This window comes from Puerhibacterium puerhi, from assembly GCF_009846865.1.
In the GTDB taxonomy this organism is placed as follows: Bacteria; Actinomycetota; Actinomycetes; order Actinomycetales; family Cellulomonadaceae; genus Puerhibacterium; species Puerhibacterium puerhi.
The window spans coordinates 19,059-35,444 of the sequence record NZ_WUWN01000014.1 but is presented as its reverse complement, the minus strand read 5'-3'; the positions used below and the strand labels follow the sequence as shown (position 1 = coordinate 35,444).

Genomic DNA, 16,386 nt, shown 5'->3' with positions numbered 1-16,386 from the left:
TCACCACTCCGCGAACGAGCCGTCGCTGTGGCGCCACACGGGGTTGCGCCACCGGTGCCCCTCGACCGCGCGCTCGCGCACGTACTCCTCGTTCACCTCGATGCCGAGACCCGGGCCGCGCGGGATGGCCACGGACCCGTCGGAGTAGGCGAACACCGACGGGTCGACGAGGTAGTCGAGCAGGTCGTTGCTCGTGTTGTAGTGGATGCCGAGGCTCTGCTCCTGGATGACCGCGTTGTACGCCACGGCGTCGAGCTGCAGGCAGGCCGCGAGCGCGATCGGCCCCAGCGGGCAGTGCGGGGCGACGGCGATGTCGTAGGCCTCGGCCATCGCGGCGATCTTGCGGACCTCGGTGATGCCGCCGGCGTGCGACAGGTCGGGCTGGATGATGTCCACCAGGCCCTGCGTGATGACGTTCTTGAAGTCCCAGCGCGAGAACAGGCGCTCGCCGAGGGCGATCGGTACCGCGGAGGTGCGCAGCACCTCGGCGATGCCGTCGACGTGCTCCGAGAGCACGGGCTCCTCGACGAACATCAGGTGGTAGGGCGCGAGCGCGTCGAGCAGCACGCGCGCCATCGGGCGGTGCACCCGGCCGTGGAAGTCGACGCCGATGCCGATGTTCGGCCCGACGGCGTCGCGCACCGCCTGCACGTTGTCGACGACCTTCTCGACCTTGGCCCGCGTGTCGATGTACTGCAGCTCCTCCGGGCCGTTCATCTTCACGGCGGTGAAGCCGCGGTCGACGGCGTCCTTGGCCGCGGCGGCGGTGTCGGACGGCCGGTCGCCGCCGATCCACGAGTAGACCTTAATGCTGTCGCGCAGCCGCCCGCCGAGCAGGTCGTGCACGGGCACGCCGAGCGCCTTGCCCTTGATGTCCCACAGCGCCTGGTCGATCCCGGCCAGCGCGCTCATGTGGATCCCGCCGCCGCGGTAGAACCCGGAGCGGTACAGCACCGTCCAGTGCTCCTCGATGCGCCGCGGGTCCTGCCCGATCAGGTACTCGGACAGCTCCTCGACGGCGGCGACGACGCTGGCCGCCCGCCCTTCGAGCACAGGTTCGCCCCAGCCGACGATCCCCTCGTCGGTCTCGATCTTGAGGAACACCCAGCGTGGCGGGACGACGAATGTCGTCATCGACGTGATCTTCACGGCAACCCTTCCGGCTTCTGTGCTCTGTGCGTCATTGCGGTCGGTGGTGGTGCGGTCGGTGGTGGTGCGGTCGGTGGTGGTGCGGTCGTGCGGGTGGTGCGAGTGGTGTCCGGGGGGCGGCTCAGGCGGCGTGCCGCGCCCAGATCCCGACGAGCTCGGCGGCGCGCTCGCCGACGACGTCGGCGCCGTCCCCCGGTCGGTACAGCGAGGTGCCGATGCCGGCCCCCGCCGCGCCCGCGGCGGCCCAGTCGCCGAGGTTGGTGGCGTCGACGCCACCGACCGGCACCAGGCCGACGCCGGCCGGCAGGACGCTCGCCCAGGCGCGCATGCCGCCGATGCCGATGCTGGGGCTCGGGAAGAGCTTGACGGCGCGGGCGCCGGCCTCGACGGCGACGAACGCCTCCGACGGCGTCGCGGCGCCGGGACAGCTCTCCAGCCCCAGGCGGACGGTCTCCGCGACGACGTCCGCGCGGGTGTTGGGCGACACGATCAGCGAGGCGCCGGCCTCCGCGGCGCGGCGCACGTCGTCGGGCGTGAGCACGGTGCCCGCGCCGACGCGCCGGTCGGGGAAGGCCGCGCGCACGTGGGCCACCGACTCCAGCGGCTCGGGCGAGTTGAGGGGGATCTCGACGGCGTCGAAGCCTGCCGTCAGGACGGCGGAGGCGACGTCGACGGACTCGGCGGGGGTGACGCCGCGCAGGATGGCGACGAGCCCGACGGTGGCGGTCATGGCAGCAGCTCCTCGGTGGTGCGGGTGGCGGGGGCGGGGACGAGCGCGGCGTCGAGCGCGACCTGCCACAGCCCGCGGGCGGCGGCGTCCTCGTCGACGAGGCGCACGGTGGCGCCGTGGCGCTCGAGCGCGATGCGGTAGCGGGACGCGACCGGGCGCGAGCCGCAGACGGCGACGACGTCGGCGGGGATGCCGCGCACGGCGTGGCGCACCTCGTCGCCGACGAGCAGCCCGGAGACGTAGTCCGCGACGTCGGCCCCGTCGAGCCGGCCGGCCATGACGAAGGTCCGGGCGGTGAAGAGCAGGGCGGCCAGGCCTCGCTCGTCGCCGCGCGCGGCCTCGACGTCCAGGCCGCGCGAGAAGGCGGCGGAGACCTCGTCCCCGGCGGGCCCGGCGGGCCCGGCGGGCTCGGTGGCGAGCCGGGCGAGGATGCTGTCGCGCAGCAGCAGCCCGTACAGCTCGCCGGTCATGGCGGTGGTGAAGGTGGTGACGCGGGCGCCGGCGAGGTCTACCCACTTGGAGTGGGTGCCGGGCAGGACGACGGTCGAGGGCCGCTCGGTCTCGGCGAGCGCGCCCACGAGCTGCACCTCCTCGCCGCGCATGACGTCCGGGTCGGGGCCCGGGACGCGCAGCCCCGGCACGATGTGCACGCGCGTGCCCGGGACGCGGGTCAGGTGGTCGGCGAGGTCGGCCAGGTCGGCCGGCACGTCGAGGTAGCCGGCCTCGGCCCACCCGTGGTTGGAGCCGACCATCCCCGCGGCGATCACCGGGAGGTCGGCACGCTGCTGGAGCCAGTGGCCGCACAGCCGGGCGAAAGCGGCGTCGAAGGCGGCGGCGCGTTCACCCGAGGAGTCGGCCCGCTCGGAGACCTGCAGGGTCCCGTCGGCGGAGCGGACGCGGTCGACCACGGTTCCGGCGTCGTCCAGGAGCCAGCCCCGGAACGACGTCGTCCCCCAGTCCAGGGCGATGAGCCCCGCCGTGCGCCTCGATGCGTCGTCGACCATGCGGCGCACGCTAGGACCGCCGTCCCGATAATCTCAACGGCTTCCCTATTATCGGGATACGATGTCGACATGACCGCCCCCACGACGCCCGAGCAGCCCGCCGCTCCCCCGGGAACCCAGACGCTCGCTCGCGGCATCGCGATCGTGAACGCCGTCGCGCGCGGGCACGCGCGGCTGCGGGACATCTCGCAGGAGACCGGCGTCGGGCGCAGCACCACGCACCGGCTGCTGCAGCTGCTGCTGGCCACCGGGTACCTGCGCCAGCTCGACGGCGGCGACTACGCGCTCGGGCCCGCGCTCATCGAGCTCGGCTACCAGGCGCTGCAGGAGAACCCGGTCACCACCGTGGCGGGGCCGGTGCTGCGCGCGCTGGCCGGCCAGGTGCGCGACACCGTCCACCTGGCGATCGAGGACCGCGGCCAGGTGCTCTACCTGGACAAGATCCCCGGGACCCGCGGCGCGGAGATGCGGTCGCGGATCGGGCACCGCATGCCGCTGACCCGCACCGGGATCGGCAAGTCGCTGCTGCTGGACTCCCCCGACCGCTGGCGCGAGCAGTTCCTCGCCGACCGGCCGGCGGGCGCCGGGCAGGGGCTCGAGCGCGACGTCCTGACTGCCGACGCGTTCGTGCGCGTCATGGAGGCGTCGGTGGCGCGCGGCACCACCTTCGACCTCGAGGAGAACGAGCCCGGCATCCTGTGCGTCGCCGCGCCGGTGCGCGACATCTCCGGCGCGATCGTCGCGGCCGTCAGCGTCTCGGCGACCCGCCCGTACATGCCGCCCGAGCGGCTCGAGGCGCTCGAGCCCGTGGTGCTGGAGGCGGCGCGGAGGATCTCGGCAGGCCTGGGGCACCGCGCGGCGCGGGCGGTCGCAGGCTGAGCTCCCGCAGCCGGGACCGCCGAGCCTCCGTGCCGGGGTCGCCTACTCGTCCGGCACGGTGGAACCGCGGATCACCAGGTCCACCCCGGTCAGCTCGACGCCGTGGCCCAGCTCCTGCCCGGCGAGCGCGTCGAAGATCCGGCCGGCGGCCGTCCGCCCCATCGTCTCGAGCCGTCCGTCGACGCTCGTGAGCTCCGGCCGGGTGTTCGCGACGACGACCGACCAGTTGTCGTGGCCGACGACTGCGACATCCTCCGGCACCGCCCGCCCCGTCTCGCGCAGGACCTCGATCGCGGCACGCGCGAGCTGGTCCGAGGCCGCGATCACCGCGTCGAGGTCGGGGTGCAGCTCGAGCAGCCGGCCGGCCGCGGCCCTCCCCCAGCGCTCGGTCCAGTCGCCGGACCGCAGGCCCGTACCCAGGAGCTCGGCTCCGTGCTCCGCGAGCGCCGCGGCTGCGCCGGCCTCGCGCTCGCGGGACGCGCAGTACGTCGGGTCGCCCCCCACGAAGCCGACGCGGCGCCGGCCGAGCTCCCACAGGTGCTCGGCAGCGATCCTCCCCGCCCGGACGTTGTCCACCACCAGCGACAGGTCGTCCGGGTCCTCCGACGGCGCGTAGGCGTAGACGACGGGCACCGGGAGGTCCCGGCCGAGCGACGGGCGCGGGTCGGTGCGCGGGCCGCCCACGACGATCAGCCCGTCGATCTGCCGCTCCAGCAGCGTCCGCAGCTGCTGACGCTCGCGCACGGCGTCGCCTCGCGCGTCGGTGAGGATCACGGACGTCCGCCCGGCGCCGAGCGCGTCCTCGGCCCCCATGAGGATCGGGATCACGAAGCGGCCCTCGAGGTCGTTCGTCAGGATCCCCACGGTCCCGGTGCGCCCGTTCGCCAGGTTCCGCGCCATGGCCGACGGAGTGAACGCCAGCTCGGCGGCCGCGGCCACCACCCGGTCGCGCGTCTCCGCGCTCATCTCCCCGCGGCCGTTGAGGGCGCGCGAAGCGGTCGCCTTGGACACACCGGCGAGGCGCGCCACGTCGGCGAGGGTCGTCCGGCGTGGCCTCGCCCGCACCGCGTCGCGGCTGTCGACGCTACCCACGCGCCCCTCCTGCCCCTGCCGCCGTCACGCCTCGACCATAGTGTCCGCGGCGACCGGGGCGACGGCACGGCGCCACGCGGCGCGCAGCTCGGTGGTCCCGTGCCGCAGCAGCACCTCGTCGGTCGCGTCGATGCCGACGGCCGAGATCCAGGGCAGGCACGTCTTGTTGCCCTCGCCCTTGCCGCGGCCCCCGAAGCCGGTGTCGACGAACATCGGGTCGTCGACCAGCCACCAGCTCACGAGGAGCCCCTCCTCCTGCAGGCCGGGACGTGCGTAGCCCCAGTCGCGCCCCACGGTCGCGACCGTCTCGTTGGACCCGTGCAGCACGAGGTCGGCCACGACGGCGAGGTGCTCGTCGCCGCCGAGCACGGCAGCCTCGAGCAGGTCGGGCACGGCGTGCAGCTCGTACGGGTGGATGTAGCCGGCACCCGCCGTGTCGCACGCGCTCCAGCCGGTGCTGCGGAAGCCGAACCGCGCCATCGTGCTCGACGGCGGCAACGGCACGTCCCACAGGTAGACCCAGGTGGCGAGGACCCGTGCGGCGTCGACCGCCGCCGCGCGCAAGTCCGCGTCGTCGATCATCTCGCTCGCCGCCAGGCAGGCGCGCAGGGAGAACAGGATGCTCTCGGAGTCCACGAGCTGCGCCCGGGCGTAGATGGAGTCGTGGATGCCGCCGTTGAACTTCATCCGGCGCACGAAGTGCTCGGCGACGAACTGGGCCGCAGCGACCGCCGCGTCGCGCCAGCGCGCCTCCCCGGTCACGCGGTACAGCTCGTGCAGGAACGGCACCGCGGTCGCCGTGGACGACTTCTGGTTGAGCTCGGCGCGTCCGAACCAGGCCCGCGGCTCCACGAGCGGTGTGCCGTCGAAGGCGTACGCCCGGCGCCACGACCCGTCGTCCTCCTGCGCGCCCAGGAGGAACTCGCCGAACGAACGGGCCACGGCCAGCCAGTCGTCGTGCTCGACGCCGGCCTCGAGCTCGCTGCGGTAGGCGCGCAGCAGGGCGTGGTGCTCCTCGGCGACGCACCGCAGGTAGGTGCCGTCGGGCGCGCCCGACAGCGCGTCGATGGCGTAGGCCATGTGCTCGCGCACGGGGCCCATCAGCTGCTCGATGCCGCTGTCCTCGTCGGCGTAGGCGAGCGGCAGGAGCAGGCCGCTCCACCAGCTCGCGTCGCGCTGGGTGGCGAAGTCGTACAGCGTGTGGACCAGCCCCAGCGGGGAGCGCTCGGCACGACGTACGAAGCTGTCGACGACCCGCAGGCCCTTGGCGCGGGCCTCGGGGTCGGGCATCTCGTCGGCGTGCCGCAGCACGTGCAGCGCGTTGAGCACGGTCTGCCCGGTGAACCCGTACTGGAGCACGTCGCCGAGCTGTACGCCGTCCTGCGGGTGGCAGTTGGTCACGAAGCCGGCGGTCGTCGCGTCCTCGCGGTAGTACGGCATGAGGGCGTCGAGGCGCAGGCGCGTGAGCTCCTCGAGCGGCTCGGCGAGCTCCACCCGGCGCGGTGCGAGGGTCGCCATGCGCTGCGTCCACAGCCGCCACAGCGCCTCGGGGGCCGAGGCGCCCCCGACCGCGCGCACGCCGTAGTCGACGGTGACCTCCAGCCCGGCGGTGACCGGCAGGAAGGCGCCCCAGGGCTCGCGCCCCTGCGCCGTGAGGGCGTGGCTGCGCCCACGCTCGACGAAGGGGTACGCCGCGGTGAGCAGCCAGCCCGCGCCGGTGGGCACCAGCCCGAGGCTGCCGACGTCGGTGCGCTGCACGACCGCCTGCTGGCCTCGCGCCCGGTCGGGGACGTCGTCGTGCTCCGGCAGGTCGTCGCGGGTCAGCGCCAGCCCGAGGCCGCGTCGCGGCTCGTAGGCCAGCACGGCGAGGCCGGTGAGCCGGTCGTCCCGGAAGACGAGCTCGCGGGTGTCGAGGTAGTCCTCCACGCCGTCGCCGTCGACGTCATTGAGGTCGTACAGGGCGGGCGGCGCGAAGACCTGCGAGCCCGCGTCGAAGCCCTCCGCCACGACGTCGAGGCCCAGCACGAGGCGCACGGCCGCGCCCGGCTCGGCGGCCAGGCACCGCATCCGCCGCTCGAGCCGCACACCCCCGCCCTCGGCCACGCGCCAGGTGTCGGTGACCTCGAGCCGGGCCTGCGCGACCTCGACGCGCGCGATCCCGACGACCATGCCGCCGTCCTGACGCACCTCGGCATAGCCGGACGCCACCGGCCGACCCTGCCAGCCGCCGGGCGTTCCGTCGAACGCCTCGACCAGCACCGGGTGCTCGGCCGCGGCCACGGGCTCGCGGTCGAGCCGCAGCTCGATGCCGTGCCGGTCGGGGCCGCCGGTGGTGTGGATCTGCATCACGTGATCTCTCCTGAAGCTGAAGTAGGAAGCAGGTGGTGGGGCGCGGGGCGCCCGGGGGCGTCTCAGCCCTTGGTGGCGCCGGCGGTGAGGCCGGAGATGATCCCGCGCTGCGCGAGGGCGGTGATCACGAGCACCGGCGCCAGGTAGAGCACCGACGCCGCCGTCATGTCGCCCCAGAGCGTCTGGAACTGGGTGATGTAGCCGCCGATGCCGACGGGCATCGTCTGCCCGGCGGGGGTGCGCGTCAGCGACAGCGCGATGACGAACTCGTTCCACGCGGCGAGGAACCCGAACATCGTGGCGACGGCGATCGACGGCCGGGAGATCGGCACGACGATGCGCAGCAGCGAGCCGAGCGAGCCCATGCCGTCGAGGCGCGCCGCCTCCAGCACCTCCTCCGGCAGCTCGCGGAAGAAGCCCTCCAGCATCCAGATCACGAGGGGCAGCACGACCGGGAGGTAGGCCACGGCCAGACCGACCGGCGAGTCCAGGAGGCCCAGCTGGCGGAACTGCAGGAAGAAGGGCAGCGCCAGCGCGACCGGCGGGAACATGCGCGTGACCAGCACCGCACCCAGCAGCAGCCCGGAGGCCCGGTAGCGGAACCGCGCGAAGCCGAAGGCGGCGGGCACCCCGAGCAGCAGGCTGACGCCGGTGGCCAGGCCCGCGGCCACGAGGCTGTTGCGGAAGAACCGCAGGATCGACTCGTCACCCAGGACGGACACGAAGTGGGCGAGCGTGGGTTCCTTCGGCAGCAGGGTGGGCGGGATGGCGAAGATCTCGCCGTCCGGCTTGAGCGACGTCGCGACGACCCACACGACGGGCACCACGAACAGGAAGGCCGCGACGACGGCGAGCACGCCGAACGCGGTCGCGCGGGACAGGGTGCGCACCGGGTGGCGCGACTGGGTGCGGTTCATCGGCGGTCCTCCCGCTGGCGCAGCACCGCGAAGACCGCACCGGCGGTCAGGGCGATGACGACGACGAAGAGCACCGAGGTCGCGGCCCCGCCGGCGAAGTCGGCGCTCGTGAACATCTGTCGGTACAGGAAGGTCGACAGCACCTCGGTGGCGTCGCCGGGGCCGCCCCCGGTGATGACGTAGACGGCGTCGAAGACCCGGAAGGCGTCGGCGAGACGGATCACCAGGATGATGAGGATGGCCGGGCGCAGCAGGGGCAGCGTGATGTGCCAGAGGCGCCGCCAGTGGCCGGCGCCGTCCACCCGCGCGGCCTCGTTGAGCTCTCCGGGGATGTTGGCCAGACCGGCGAGCAGCACCAGGATGACGAACGGCAGCGCGATCCACGCGTTGGTGACCAGGATCGTCGCGCGGGCGAGCCACGGGTCGGCGAGCCAGGCCGGCCCCTCGATCCCGAGCCGCGCGAGCCCCTCGTTGACGAGCCCGTAGCCCGGGGAGAACAGGAACTTCCACGCCATCGCCGCCACGACCGGGGCGATCATGAGCGGCAGCGCCACGACGACCCGGAGCGCCTTGCGCCCCGCGGTCTCCTTGGCGAGGGCCAGCGCGACGGCCAGGCCGACGGCGAGCTCGACGACGAGCGTGACGACGACGTAGGCGAGGGTCTGCCCCAGCGCGGTCCAGAACGCCGGGTTGGCGAGGACCCGACCGTAGTTGGCGAGACCGACGAAGCCCGGCTCCGGACCGCCGACCGCGACGCTGAAGCTCTGCAGGCTCAGGCTCACGGTCCACAGCAGGGGGAAGAGCGCGGTCGCCGCCAGGGCTACCAGGGCCGGCGCCGTCATCATGATGCCGGTCAGCCGGCGCCGGCCGGCGATGGTGCGGCCCCGCGTCCGGCCGTGCGGGCGGTCACCGGCCACCGTGGGTGCTCGCTGTCCACGGACGGGCGCCGGGCCGGCGGCGGCGACCGCTCCGGCGGGGTGGTCAGCCCTCATCGGCCTGCTCCATCTGCTTCTGCGCGGTGGCCAGCGCCTGGTCAGGCGTGGCCTGGCGCGACATGACCGACGACACCGCCTCCGACATCGCCGACTGGTAGGCGGAGTAGGCCGGCGTCATCGGCATCGTGGTGCTGCGCGCCACCGAGTCGGAGAAGACTGCGAGGGCCTTGCGGTCAGCCTCGGACAGCTCGTCGGACTGCGCGATGGCGTCCATCGCGGACGTGCGCGGCACCGGCGAGAGCTGCTCGATCCCCTTGCGGGTCAGGACGTCCGTGCTGGTGGCCCAGGAGACGAACGTCCACGCGGCGTCCTTGGCGTCGGAGCCGGCCGAGACGCCCAGGCCCCAGGAGAACGTGGTGGCGACCTGGTCGGGGTTGCCCGGGTTGAGCGCCACCGCGACGTCGTCGGCGATCTTGGACTGCTCCGGGTCGGTGGCCATCGCCCACAGGTACGGCCAGACCGAGACCATCGCGATCTTGCCCTCCAGGAACTGACCCTGGATTGCCGACAAGTCGTGCAGCCCCGCCGGGCTGGAGCCGTCGTCGAACTGGATCTCGGTCATCATCTGCAGGGCGGCGCGGGCCTGCGGGGTGTCGATGTCGGGCTTGCCCTGGGCGTCGACGATGTCGCCGCCGGCCTGCTGGACGTAGCTCTCGAAGCGGGTGGCCACCTCGCCGTCGCGGTTGCCCGGGATCATCGTGCCGTAGGTCCCCGTGCCCGGGTCCGTGGTGAGACGGGCCGCCTCGCGGTACTGCTCCCAGGTGGTGGGCGGGGCGTCGATGCCCGCGGCCTCGAGCATGCTCGGCCGGTAGTAGGTGACCAGGTTGTGCACGAGGAAGGGCAGGCCGTAGAGCTTGCCGTCGTAACTCTCGGTGTCGAGCGTGCCGGCGACGAAGTCGGACCGGTCCTCGTCGCTCAGCCGGTCGTCCAGCGGCTCGAGGTAGCCGTTCGCCGCGAACTCGGACACCCACGGCTGGTCGACCATGAGCACGTCGTAGGCGGTACCGCCGGCGATCGCGTCGGACAGGAACTGCTGGTGCATGTTGTCGTGCGGGACGCCGAGGATCTGGACCTTGATGCCGGTCTCCTCGGTGAAGTCCGCGGCTGCCTTCTTGTAGAACGCCTCGTGCGGCGAGCCGGCCTCCATGCCGACGGTGATGGTGGTGCCCTTCCCCGAGCCGGCGGAGGAGTCGTCGGACGACGTGGGCGAAGGGGCGCAGGCCGCCCCGAGCAGGACGGCGGAGAGGGCGGTCGCCAGGGCCAGGGGCCTGGCCGCGCGTCGGGTCATGGTCATCGCTTCTAGCTCCTTCGCTAGTCATCGTTGCGCAACCGGTTGCGGCAACCGTAGGCGACGCGTTCGGCCCCGTCAAGAAGCTGCTCCCGGGAGCCGCGCTCGACCCCTGCCGCCGCACGGCCGGCTCACGCCGCCCGTGCCGCGCGTCCGTGCCGGCTGCGCCCTAGCCTGCTGGTATGAGGCCGCTGCGCATCGGCCTGGTGGCCGACCCGGCCAAGCCCTCCGAGATCGCGCGCCGGCTGGGTCGCCTCGGCCCGGACGGGCCCCGGGGAGCCGGCGCCTGGGACGTCGAGGTCCTGAGCGAGCCGTTCACCGTCGAGTCCGAGGACGTGGCCACGGCGCTGGGGCGGCTCACCGACCATGCCCGCGAGCACGACTGGGACGTGGTCGTCGGCATCACCGAGCTTCCGGTCCGCGACGACGACGGCCGGTACATGCTGGTCGAGACCGACCCGCGGCGACGGACCGCGGTGGTGTCCCTGCCCGCCCTCGGGGGCTTGCGGATGCACGCGCGCACCCGGCAGGCGGTGCGCACGCTGGTCGCCGGCATGGCCGACCCGGAAACCTCGCAGGGCGAGCACCGCGTGCACCTTCCCCGGCGCAGCGGGCGGTGGCGCCTGCTCCGGGGCATGGTGCTGGCCAACCGCCCCTGGCTGCTCGTCCCGGGGCTCAAGTCGGCGCTGGTCGCGGCGCTGACCACGGGCGCCATCGCCACCATCAACTCCACCGTCTGGCTGCTGGCCAGCTCCTTGGCGGGGTGGCGCCTCGCGCTCGCGACGGTCGTGTCCATCACGCTGGTCGTCGCCTGGCTGACGATCGACGGCAACCTGTGGGAGCGCCCCGACCGGACCTCGGCCGCGGCGCGGGACAGGTCGCGCCTGTACAACGCGTCGACGCTGCTGACCCTGCTCGCAGGGGTCACCATCTGCTACGTCGCGCTGTACCTGGTGAACCTGGCCTGGGCGCTGTTCATCCTCGACCCCGGCGTGATGAGCAGCTCCGTCCAGCAGTCGCTCGGCTACAAGGACCTGTTCCTGCTGGCCTGGTTCGTCGCGTCCGCGGCCACCGTCGGCGGCGGGCTCGGCAGCGGCCTGGAGTCGGACGAGGCGATCCGCGCGGCCGCGTACTCGAAGCGGGAGGAGGACCGCCGCACCCGCCTCGCGCAGGCCCGGGCCTGAGCACGCCTCATGCGCCGGGGCGGAACACCGCACGCACGCAGCCGTCCTCCTTGTTCTTGAACATCTCGTAGCCCTTGGGCCCGTCGTCGAGCGACATCACGTGGGTGGCGAGGTGCTCGGTCCGCAGCTCGTCGCGGCTCATGTGCTCGAGGATCTGCGGGACGTAGCGCTGCCCGTGCTGCTGGGCACCGCGCAGGGTCAGCGCCTTGTTCATCACCGCGCCCAGGGGAAACTTGTCCACCAGACCGGCGAAGACGCCGAGGGTGAACACCGTCCCGCCCTTGCGGCAGGCGTAGATCGCCTCGCGGACCGCGGTGGGCCGGTCGGTCTGCAGCCGCAGCTGCTGCTTCACCTGGTCGTAGAGGTACTGCGGCCCCGGGCTGTGCGCCTCCATCCCCACCGCCTCGATGCAGACGTCGGGGCCACGGCCCCCGGTCATCTCCCGCAGCTCCCCCGGGACGTCGACCTGCTCGTAGTCGAGGGTCTCCGCCCCGATGTGCGTGCGGACCTGCTCGAGCCGGTTGTCGTACCGGTCGATGACCACGACGCGCTCGGCGCCCATGAGCATGGCCGCGCGGGCGGCCATCTGGCCCACGCCGCCGGCACCCCAGACCGCGACGACGTCGGCGGCCTCCACCCCGGCCTGGTGCGCCCCCGTCCAGCCGGTGGGTGCGGCGTCGGAGGCGAACAGCGCCCGCTCGTCGGAGACGCCGTCGGGGATCGCGAAGGCCCCCTGGTCGGCGTAGGGCACGCGGATGTAGGGGGCGTGGCTGCCCGCCCAGCCGCCCATCGCGTGGGAGTACCCGAAGCAGCCGCCGATGGACTGGCCCCACAGCGCCTCGGTGATCCCCGGGTTGGGGTTGCCGTTGTCGCACAGCGACCAGAGCCCCTGCCGGCAGTACCAGCACTGGCCGCAGCCGATGAAGGAGACCACCACCACGCGGTCACCCACGTGGTGCTTCGTCACGCCGTGGCCCACCTCGACGACGGTGCCCATGAACTCGTGCCCGAGCACGTCCCCCGCGCGCATGGCCGGGATATAGCCGCCGAGCAGGTGCAGGTCCGAGCCGCAGGTGGTGCTCAGGCCGACCTCGAGGATGATGTCGTGGTCGTTGAGGATCGTCGGCTCGGGGACGTCCTCGACGCCGATCTTGTTGACCCCGCGCCAGGTCACCGCCTTCATCGCACACCTGCCTTGGGAGCCACCTTGGTCCACGCCTCCAGGAGCAGGCCGCCGGGGGTGGGCGGCCGCTTGCCGTGCGGCGCGGGGTCCACCGCGAGCACCTCGCCCGCCTCGAGGACCTGCTTCGCCTGGCGCAGCGCGGACCGGAGGTCCGCCTGCGGATCGCGCCCGGTCAGGCGGGCGGCGGGGGATCCCCCGGGCGGTCGGTCGCGCAGGCGCGCCGCCAGCTCGGTGCCCTTGCCGCCTGGAGCCGGGCGGGTCCGGGCCTCGACCCGGCCGCCGAGCTCGGCCAGGGGCGCGGGCAGCGCCGCGATGTCCACCTCGGACGGCTCGCGCAGCACGGTGACCGCGAGCCATCCCGACGCAGGCGACCCCCGGCCGGCCGGCCGGGCGGCGGACGGGTTGACGAGCCGGCGCACGAGGCGGACGACGCTCCCGACGGCGCCGGCGGCGAACGAGACCACTCCTCCGACCGACAAGGTCATGTCCCACCCCCCGCGGCGGCGGCCGAGGCACCCGCGAACTCCTGCACGATCCGCTCGCAGAACGCGGGCAGGTCGTCGGGCGACCGGCTCGTCGTGATGTTGCCGTCGGTGACCACCTCCTCGTCGACCACCTCCGCCCCGGCGTTGCGCAGGTCGGTGCGCACGCTCGGGAACGAGGTCAGCCGGCGCCCGCGCGCGACGTCGGCCTCGACGAAGTTCCACGGGCCGTGGCAGATCGAGGCGACCGGCTTGCCCGACTGGACGAAGTCGCGGACGAACGCGACCGCGGCCGGCTCCATGCGCAGCTTGTCCGGGTTCACCGTGCCGCCGGGCAGCAGCAGGGCGTCGTAGTCGTCGACCGACGCGTCGCCGACCAGGCGGTCGACGGCGAACGTGCCGGCGTCCTCCAGGTCGTGGTCGCGCGCCAGGATCTCGCCGTCCTTGATCGACACGACCTCGGTGCGGGCGCCCGCGCCGTCCAGGGCCTGGCGCGGCTGCTCCAGCTCCACCCGCTCCACGCCGTCGGCCGCCAGGATGGCGACCCGTCGTCCGTCCAGCGCTGCCACGTCAGGCCCCCGCTCCGGCCATCGCCGGGTGCAGCACGACCTTCGTCCAGCCGTCGTCGCGCTTGTCGAAGTGGTCGTAGGCCTCCGGAGCCTGCTCCAGCGGCAGCTCGTGGCTGACGATGAACGACGGCTCGGCCTTGCCGCCGGCGATCAGGTCGCGCAGCTGCCGGTTGTACTTCTTGACCGGCGCCTGGCCGGTGCCGAGGTGCAGGCCCTTGAACCAGAGCATGCCGAAGTCGAGGGCGATCTTGCCCTGCTTCGCGAGGTCGTCGCTGCCGCCCGGGTCCTGCGGCACGTAGACGCCGACGGCGCCGATGCTCCCGGTGAAGCGGACCGAGGCGACCAACCGGTTCATCGTCAGGCTCGCCTGCTCCTGGCCGTCAGGCTCGTGCGCCTGGTAGCCGACGCACTCGCACCCGTTGTCCGCGCCCAGCCCCATCGTCTCGTCGAGGACTACCTGCACCGGGTCCACCTTCGAGTCGTCGATGGCGATCGCGCCGATCGACTCGGCCAGGCGCAGCCGGTCGGGCTGCCGGTCGACGACCATCACCTTGCCGGCCCCGCGGATGGTGGCCGACAGGGCGGCCATCAGTCCGACCGGACCGGCGCCGTAGATCACGGTCTGGTCCCCGGGCTTCACGCCGGCCATCTCGGTGGCGTGGTAGCCGGTGGGGAAGATGTCGGCGAGCATCACGTAGTCGGTCTGCTTCTCTTCCGCGTCCTCGCCCAGCCGCAGGCAGTTGAAGTCGCCCCACGGCACCCGCAGCAGCTCTGCCTGCCCGCCGGGCCAGGGCCCATGTCGGCGAAGCCGAACGCGGCGCCGGCCATCTGCGGCTCCGGCTGGGCGGTCAGACAGTAGTTCGTCAGCTGCCGCTCGCAGTTCTTGCAGTGCCCGCAGGCGATGTTGAACGGCAGGACGACCCAGTCGCCCACCTTGACCTTGTCGACGCCGTCGCCGACCTCCACCACCTCACCCAGGTTCTCGTGCCCGAACCAGCGGCCCGTCTCGAAGTCGGTGCGGCCCTCGTACATGTGCAGGTCCGAGCCGCAGATGTTCGCCGAGGTCACCCGGACCAGGACGTCGGTCGGCCGCTCGATCCGGGCGTCCGGCACGTCCTTGACGCTGACCTGCCGCGGGCCCTCGTACACCACTGCCTTCATCGCTGCCTCCGGGTCGCGAGTGGGTATCCCCCGTCCGGTCCCGGGCGGGCACCTCATTACACGTAGGGCGGCGCCAGGGGCGGTATCGGCAGACCTGCCGATTTCCCCGGTGTGCCTCTCCTCCGCACCTCGGGAATCGCGCGCCCCGGCGCGCGCCCCACCGAGCGGGCCTGGCCGGGGCTCCGGCGGTACGGTTGACGGGTTATCCGGTCGGCGTGCGGGCGCGGCTGGTCGGCCCCGTGAGGCCGTTCGGGTCGCCCGGACGCGACTGGTCGGGTGTCGCCCTAAGGTGCCGAGATGCGCCCGGTTCGCCCCATGGCCGAGATGGCTGCGATCGCCGCATCCAGCGCGCCCCTGGCCGAACGAGCGCAGGCCGTCGTGGAGACGCTGCACCGCTGGGCGCCGACCTTCGACACCCTGTGGGTCGCCGTCACCGTGCCCGGGACGAGCCGTATCGCCTACGTCGCCAGCACGGGGCTGGATCGATCCGTCGTCGACTACCTGGACGGTCCGTCCGTCGCCCGGGAGATCGAGCTCGTGGGGCTCGACCGCAGCGCGACCCCGATGAGCGTCGCGGACTTCCCGCTCGCGCTGGAGGAGCTGCCCTCCGGGGCGGAGTGCCTGCTTCCCGCCGGCCTCAGGGGAGGCTTGGGCACGGCCCTCTTCGACACCGGAGGCCGGTACGTGGGGTTCCTGGGCCTGCTGTCGACAGCGGGCGACCCGCCGCCCGCGTGGCTGCGGGACCGCCTGGGAAGGCTCTCGTCGCTGATCGCCCGGGCGTTGTCACCCATGCGTGCGCTGGCCGCCAGCGCACGGATCGTGCGGGGCGCCACCGCCGGGGCCGTCCTGCTGGACGACGAGACCGTCGGTCCGCTCCCGGGTCTCGCGGGCGACGCGCTCCTGGCCGGGGACTCGCCCGTCGTGCGGATCGCTCGCGCGACGCTCCGTGACGGCCAGGTCTACCGGTCCTTCCTGTGGCCGGCGCACGACGGCCACGCGACGGCGGAGCACGTCCGCCTGACCGTCCTGGCGGCGGCCGACCTCCCGGACTGCGTCCTCGGCCTGGTCGTGGTGGCGCCCGCCGCCGAGCACCGAGGGCTCACCCCGCGCGAGCTCCAGGTGCTGGGGCTGGTGATCGACGGCCGCTCCAACCAGCAGATCGCCAGGCGGCTCGGGGTCTCGGGCCGCACGGTGGCCACGCACGTGGAACACATCCTGCACAAGCTCCAGGCGCCGTCGAGGACGTTGGCCGCGGTCCGCGCGGAGCGCGAGGGGTGCTACGTGCCTGCGGCGCCCTAGCGTCCGCGGTTCGCCGTCGTGCGCGTCGACAGGTCCATCGGGTTGCCGCCGGGCGCGGCGAGCGAGGCGGCGCCCGGCACGACGGTCGGTCGGCGGGAGGCCCTG

General features: G+C 73.6%; 16 protein-coding genes. 3 read left to right on the top strand and 13 right to left on the bottom strand.

Features of this window, described 5'->3' with window-relative positions; all coding sequences use genetic code 11:
- From dgoD to GSF02_RS09545, 3 genes are all read right to left on the bottom strand, one after another.
- Positions 1 to 1,134 carry a galactonate dehydratase gene (gene dgoD / locus GSF02_RS09555; RefSeq protein ID WP_456239000.1) on the bottom strand — a complete coding sequence of 378 codons (1,134 nt, stop codon included), beginning with the start codon at positions 1,132 to 1,134 and terminating at the stop codon, positions 1 to 3.
- A gap of 136 nt (positions 1,135 to 1,270) precedes the next feature.
- Positions 1,271 to 1,879: a 2-dehydro-3-deoxy-6-phosphogalactonate aldolase gene (locus GSF02_RS09550; RefSeq protein WP_159795165.1), complete on the bottom strand. Its 609-nt coding sequence runs from the start codon at positions 1,877 to 1,879 to the stop codon at positions 1,271 to 1,273.
- A complete protein-coding gene (locus GSF02_RS09545) occupies positions 1,876 to 2,883 on the bottom strand; it encodes a 2-dehydro-3-deoxygalactonokinase (protein WP_159795162.1) in 1,008 nt (335 codons plus the stop codon). Before GSF02_RS09545 ends, GSF02_RS09550 begins: the two co-directional genes overlap by 4 nt.
- 69 nt (positions 2,884 to 2,952) lie before the next feature.
- Between GSF02_RS09545 and GSF02_RS09540 the strand changes: the two genes are divergently transcribed.
- Positions 2,953 to 3,762, top strand: a complete 810-nt coding sequence (locus GSF02_RS09540) for an IclR family transcriptional regulator (RefSeq protein ID WP_159795159.1) — start codon at positions 2,953 to 2,955, stop codon at positions 3,760 to 3,762.
- Between the two features lie 42 nt (positions 3,763 to 3,804).
- Here the strand turns inward: GSF02_RS09540 and GSF02_RS09535 are convergent, their stop codons facing one another.
- The 5 genes from GSF02_RS09535 to GSF02_RS09515 all read right to left on the bottom strand — a co-directional run bounded on the left by GSF02_RS09535 (position 3,805) and on the right by GSF02_RS09515 (position 10,403).
- Positions 3,805 to 4,854: a LacI family DNA-binding transcriptional regulator gene (locus GSF02_RS09535; RefSeq protein ID WP_159795157.1), complete on the bottom strand. Its 1,050-nt coding sequence runs from the start codon at positions 4,852 to 4,854 to the stop codon at positions 3,805 to 3,807.
- Between the two features lie 24 nt (positions 4,855 to 4,878).
- Positions 4,879 to 7,203 carry a hypothetical protein gene (locus tag GSF02_RS09530; RefSeq protein WP_159795154.1) on the bottom strand — a complete coding sequence of 775 codons (2,325 nt, stop codon included), beginning with the start codon at positions 7,201 to 7,203 and terminating at the stop codon, positions 4,879 to 4,881.
- A gap of 62 nt (positions 7,204 to 7,265) precedes the next feature.
- The gene (locus tag GSF02_RS09525) at positions 7,266 to 8,120 is read right to left on the bottom strand and encodes a carbohydrate ABC transporter permease (protein ID WP_159795151.1); all 855 of its coding nucleotides are present in this window, start codon (positions 8,118 to 8,120) and stop codon (positions 7,266 to 7,268) included.
- On the bottom strand, positions 8,117 to 9,112 hold the full coding sequence (locus tag GSF02_RS09520; protein WP_159795148.1) for a carbohydrate ABC transporter permease: 996 nt from the start codon (positions 9,110 to 9,112) through the stop codon (positions 8,117 to 8,119). Before GSF02_RS09520 ends, GSF02_RS09525 begins: the two co-directional genes overlap by 4 nt.
- Positions 9,102 to 10,403 carry an ABC transporter substrate-binding protein gene (locus tag GSF02_RS09515; protein WP_159795145.1) on the bottom strand — a complete coding sequence of 434 codons (1,302 nt, stop codon included), beginning with the start codon at positions 10,401 to 10,403 and terminating at the stop codon, positions 9,102 to 9,104. The genes GSF02_RS09520 and GSF02_RS09515 overlap by 11 nt, the downstream gene beginning before the upstream one ends.
- Before the next feature lie 182 nt (positions 10,404 to 10,585).
- On the opposite strand from GSF02_RS09515, the gene GSF02_RS09510 reads away from it, so the two are divergent.
- Positions 10,586 to 11,587, top strand: coding sequence for a hypothetical protein (locus GSF02_RS09510; protein ID WP_235915479.1), 1,002 nt, complete (start codon positions 10,586 to 10,588; stop codon positions 11,585 to 11,587).
- A 7-nt stretch (positions 11,588 to 11,594) separates the two neighbouring features.
- Here GSF02_RS09510 and GSF02_RS09505 read toward each other — a convergent pair whose 3' ends face one another.
- The 5 genes from GSF02_RS09505 to GSF02_RS18855 are packed head-to-tail and all read right to left on the bottom strand — an operon-like array spanning position 11,595 to position 14,982.
- On the bottom strand, positions 11,595 to 12,770 hold the full coding sequence (locus GSF02_RS09505) for a zinc-dependent alcohol dehydrogenase (protein ID WP_159795142.1): 1,176 nt from the start codon (positions 12,768 to 12,770) through the stop codon (positions 11,595 to 11,597).
- Positions 12,767 to 13,255, bottom strand: a complete 489-nt coding sequence (locus tag GSF02_RS09500; protein WP_159795139.1) for an SRPBCC family protein — start codon at positions 13,253 to 13,255, stop codon at positions 12,767 to 12,769. Before GSF02_RS09500 ends, GSF02_RS09505 begins: the two co-directional genes overlap by 4 nt.
- The gene (locus GSF02_RS09495) at positions 13,252 to 13,821 is read right to left on the bottom strand and encodes a type 1 glutamine amidotransferase domain-containing protein (protein WP_201308865.1); all 570 of its coding nucleotides are present in this window, start codon (positions 13,819 to 13,821) and stop codon (positions 13,252 to 13,254) included. The genes GSF02_RS09500 and GSF02_RS09495 overlap by 4 nt, the downstream gene beginning before the upstream one ends.
- A 1-nt stretch (position 13,822) precedes the next feature.
- Positions 13,823 to 14,581 carry a zinc-binding dehydrogenase gene (locus GSF02_RS09490; protein ID WP_235915478.1) on the bottom strand — a complete coding sequence of 253 codons (759 nt, stop codon included), beginning with the start codon at positions 14,579 to 14,581 and terminating at the stop codon, positions 13,823 to 13,825.
- Positions 14,512 to 14,982, bottom strand: a complete 471-nt coding sequence (locus tag GSF02_RS18855; protein WP_235915477.1) for an alcohol dehydrogenase catalytic domain-containing protein — start codon at positions 14,980 to 14,982, stop codon at positions 14,512 to 14,514. The genes GSF02_RS09490 and GSF02_RS18855 overlap by 70 nt, the downstream gene beginning before the upstream one ends.
- 315 nt (positions 14,983 to 15,297) lie before the next feature.
- Between GSF02_RS18855 and GSF02_RS09485 the strand changes: the two genes are divergently transcribed.
- On the top strand, positions 15,298 to 16,281 hold the full coding sequence (locus GSF02_RS09485; RefSeq protein ID WP_201308864.1) for a response regulator transcription factor: 984 nt from the start codon (positions 15,298 to 15,300) through the stop codon (positions 16,279 to 16,281).
- Positions 16,282 to 16,386 lie beyond the last annotated feature (105 nt).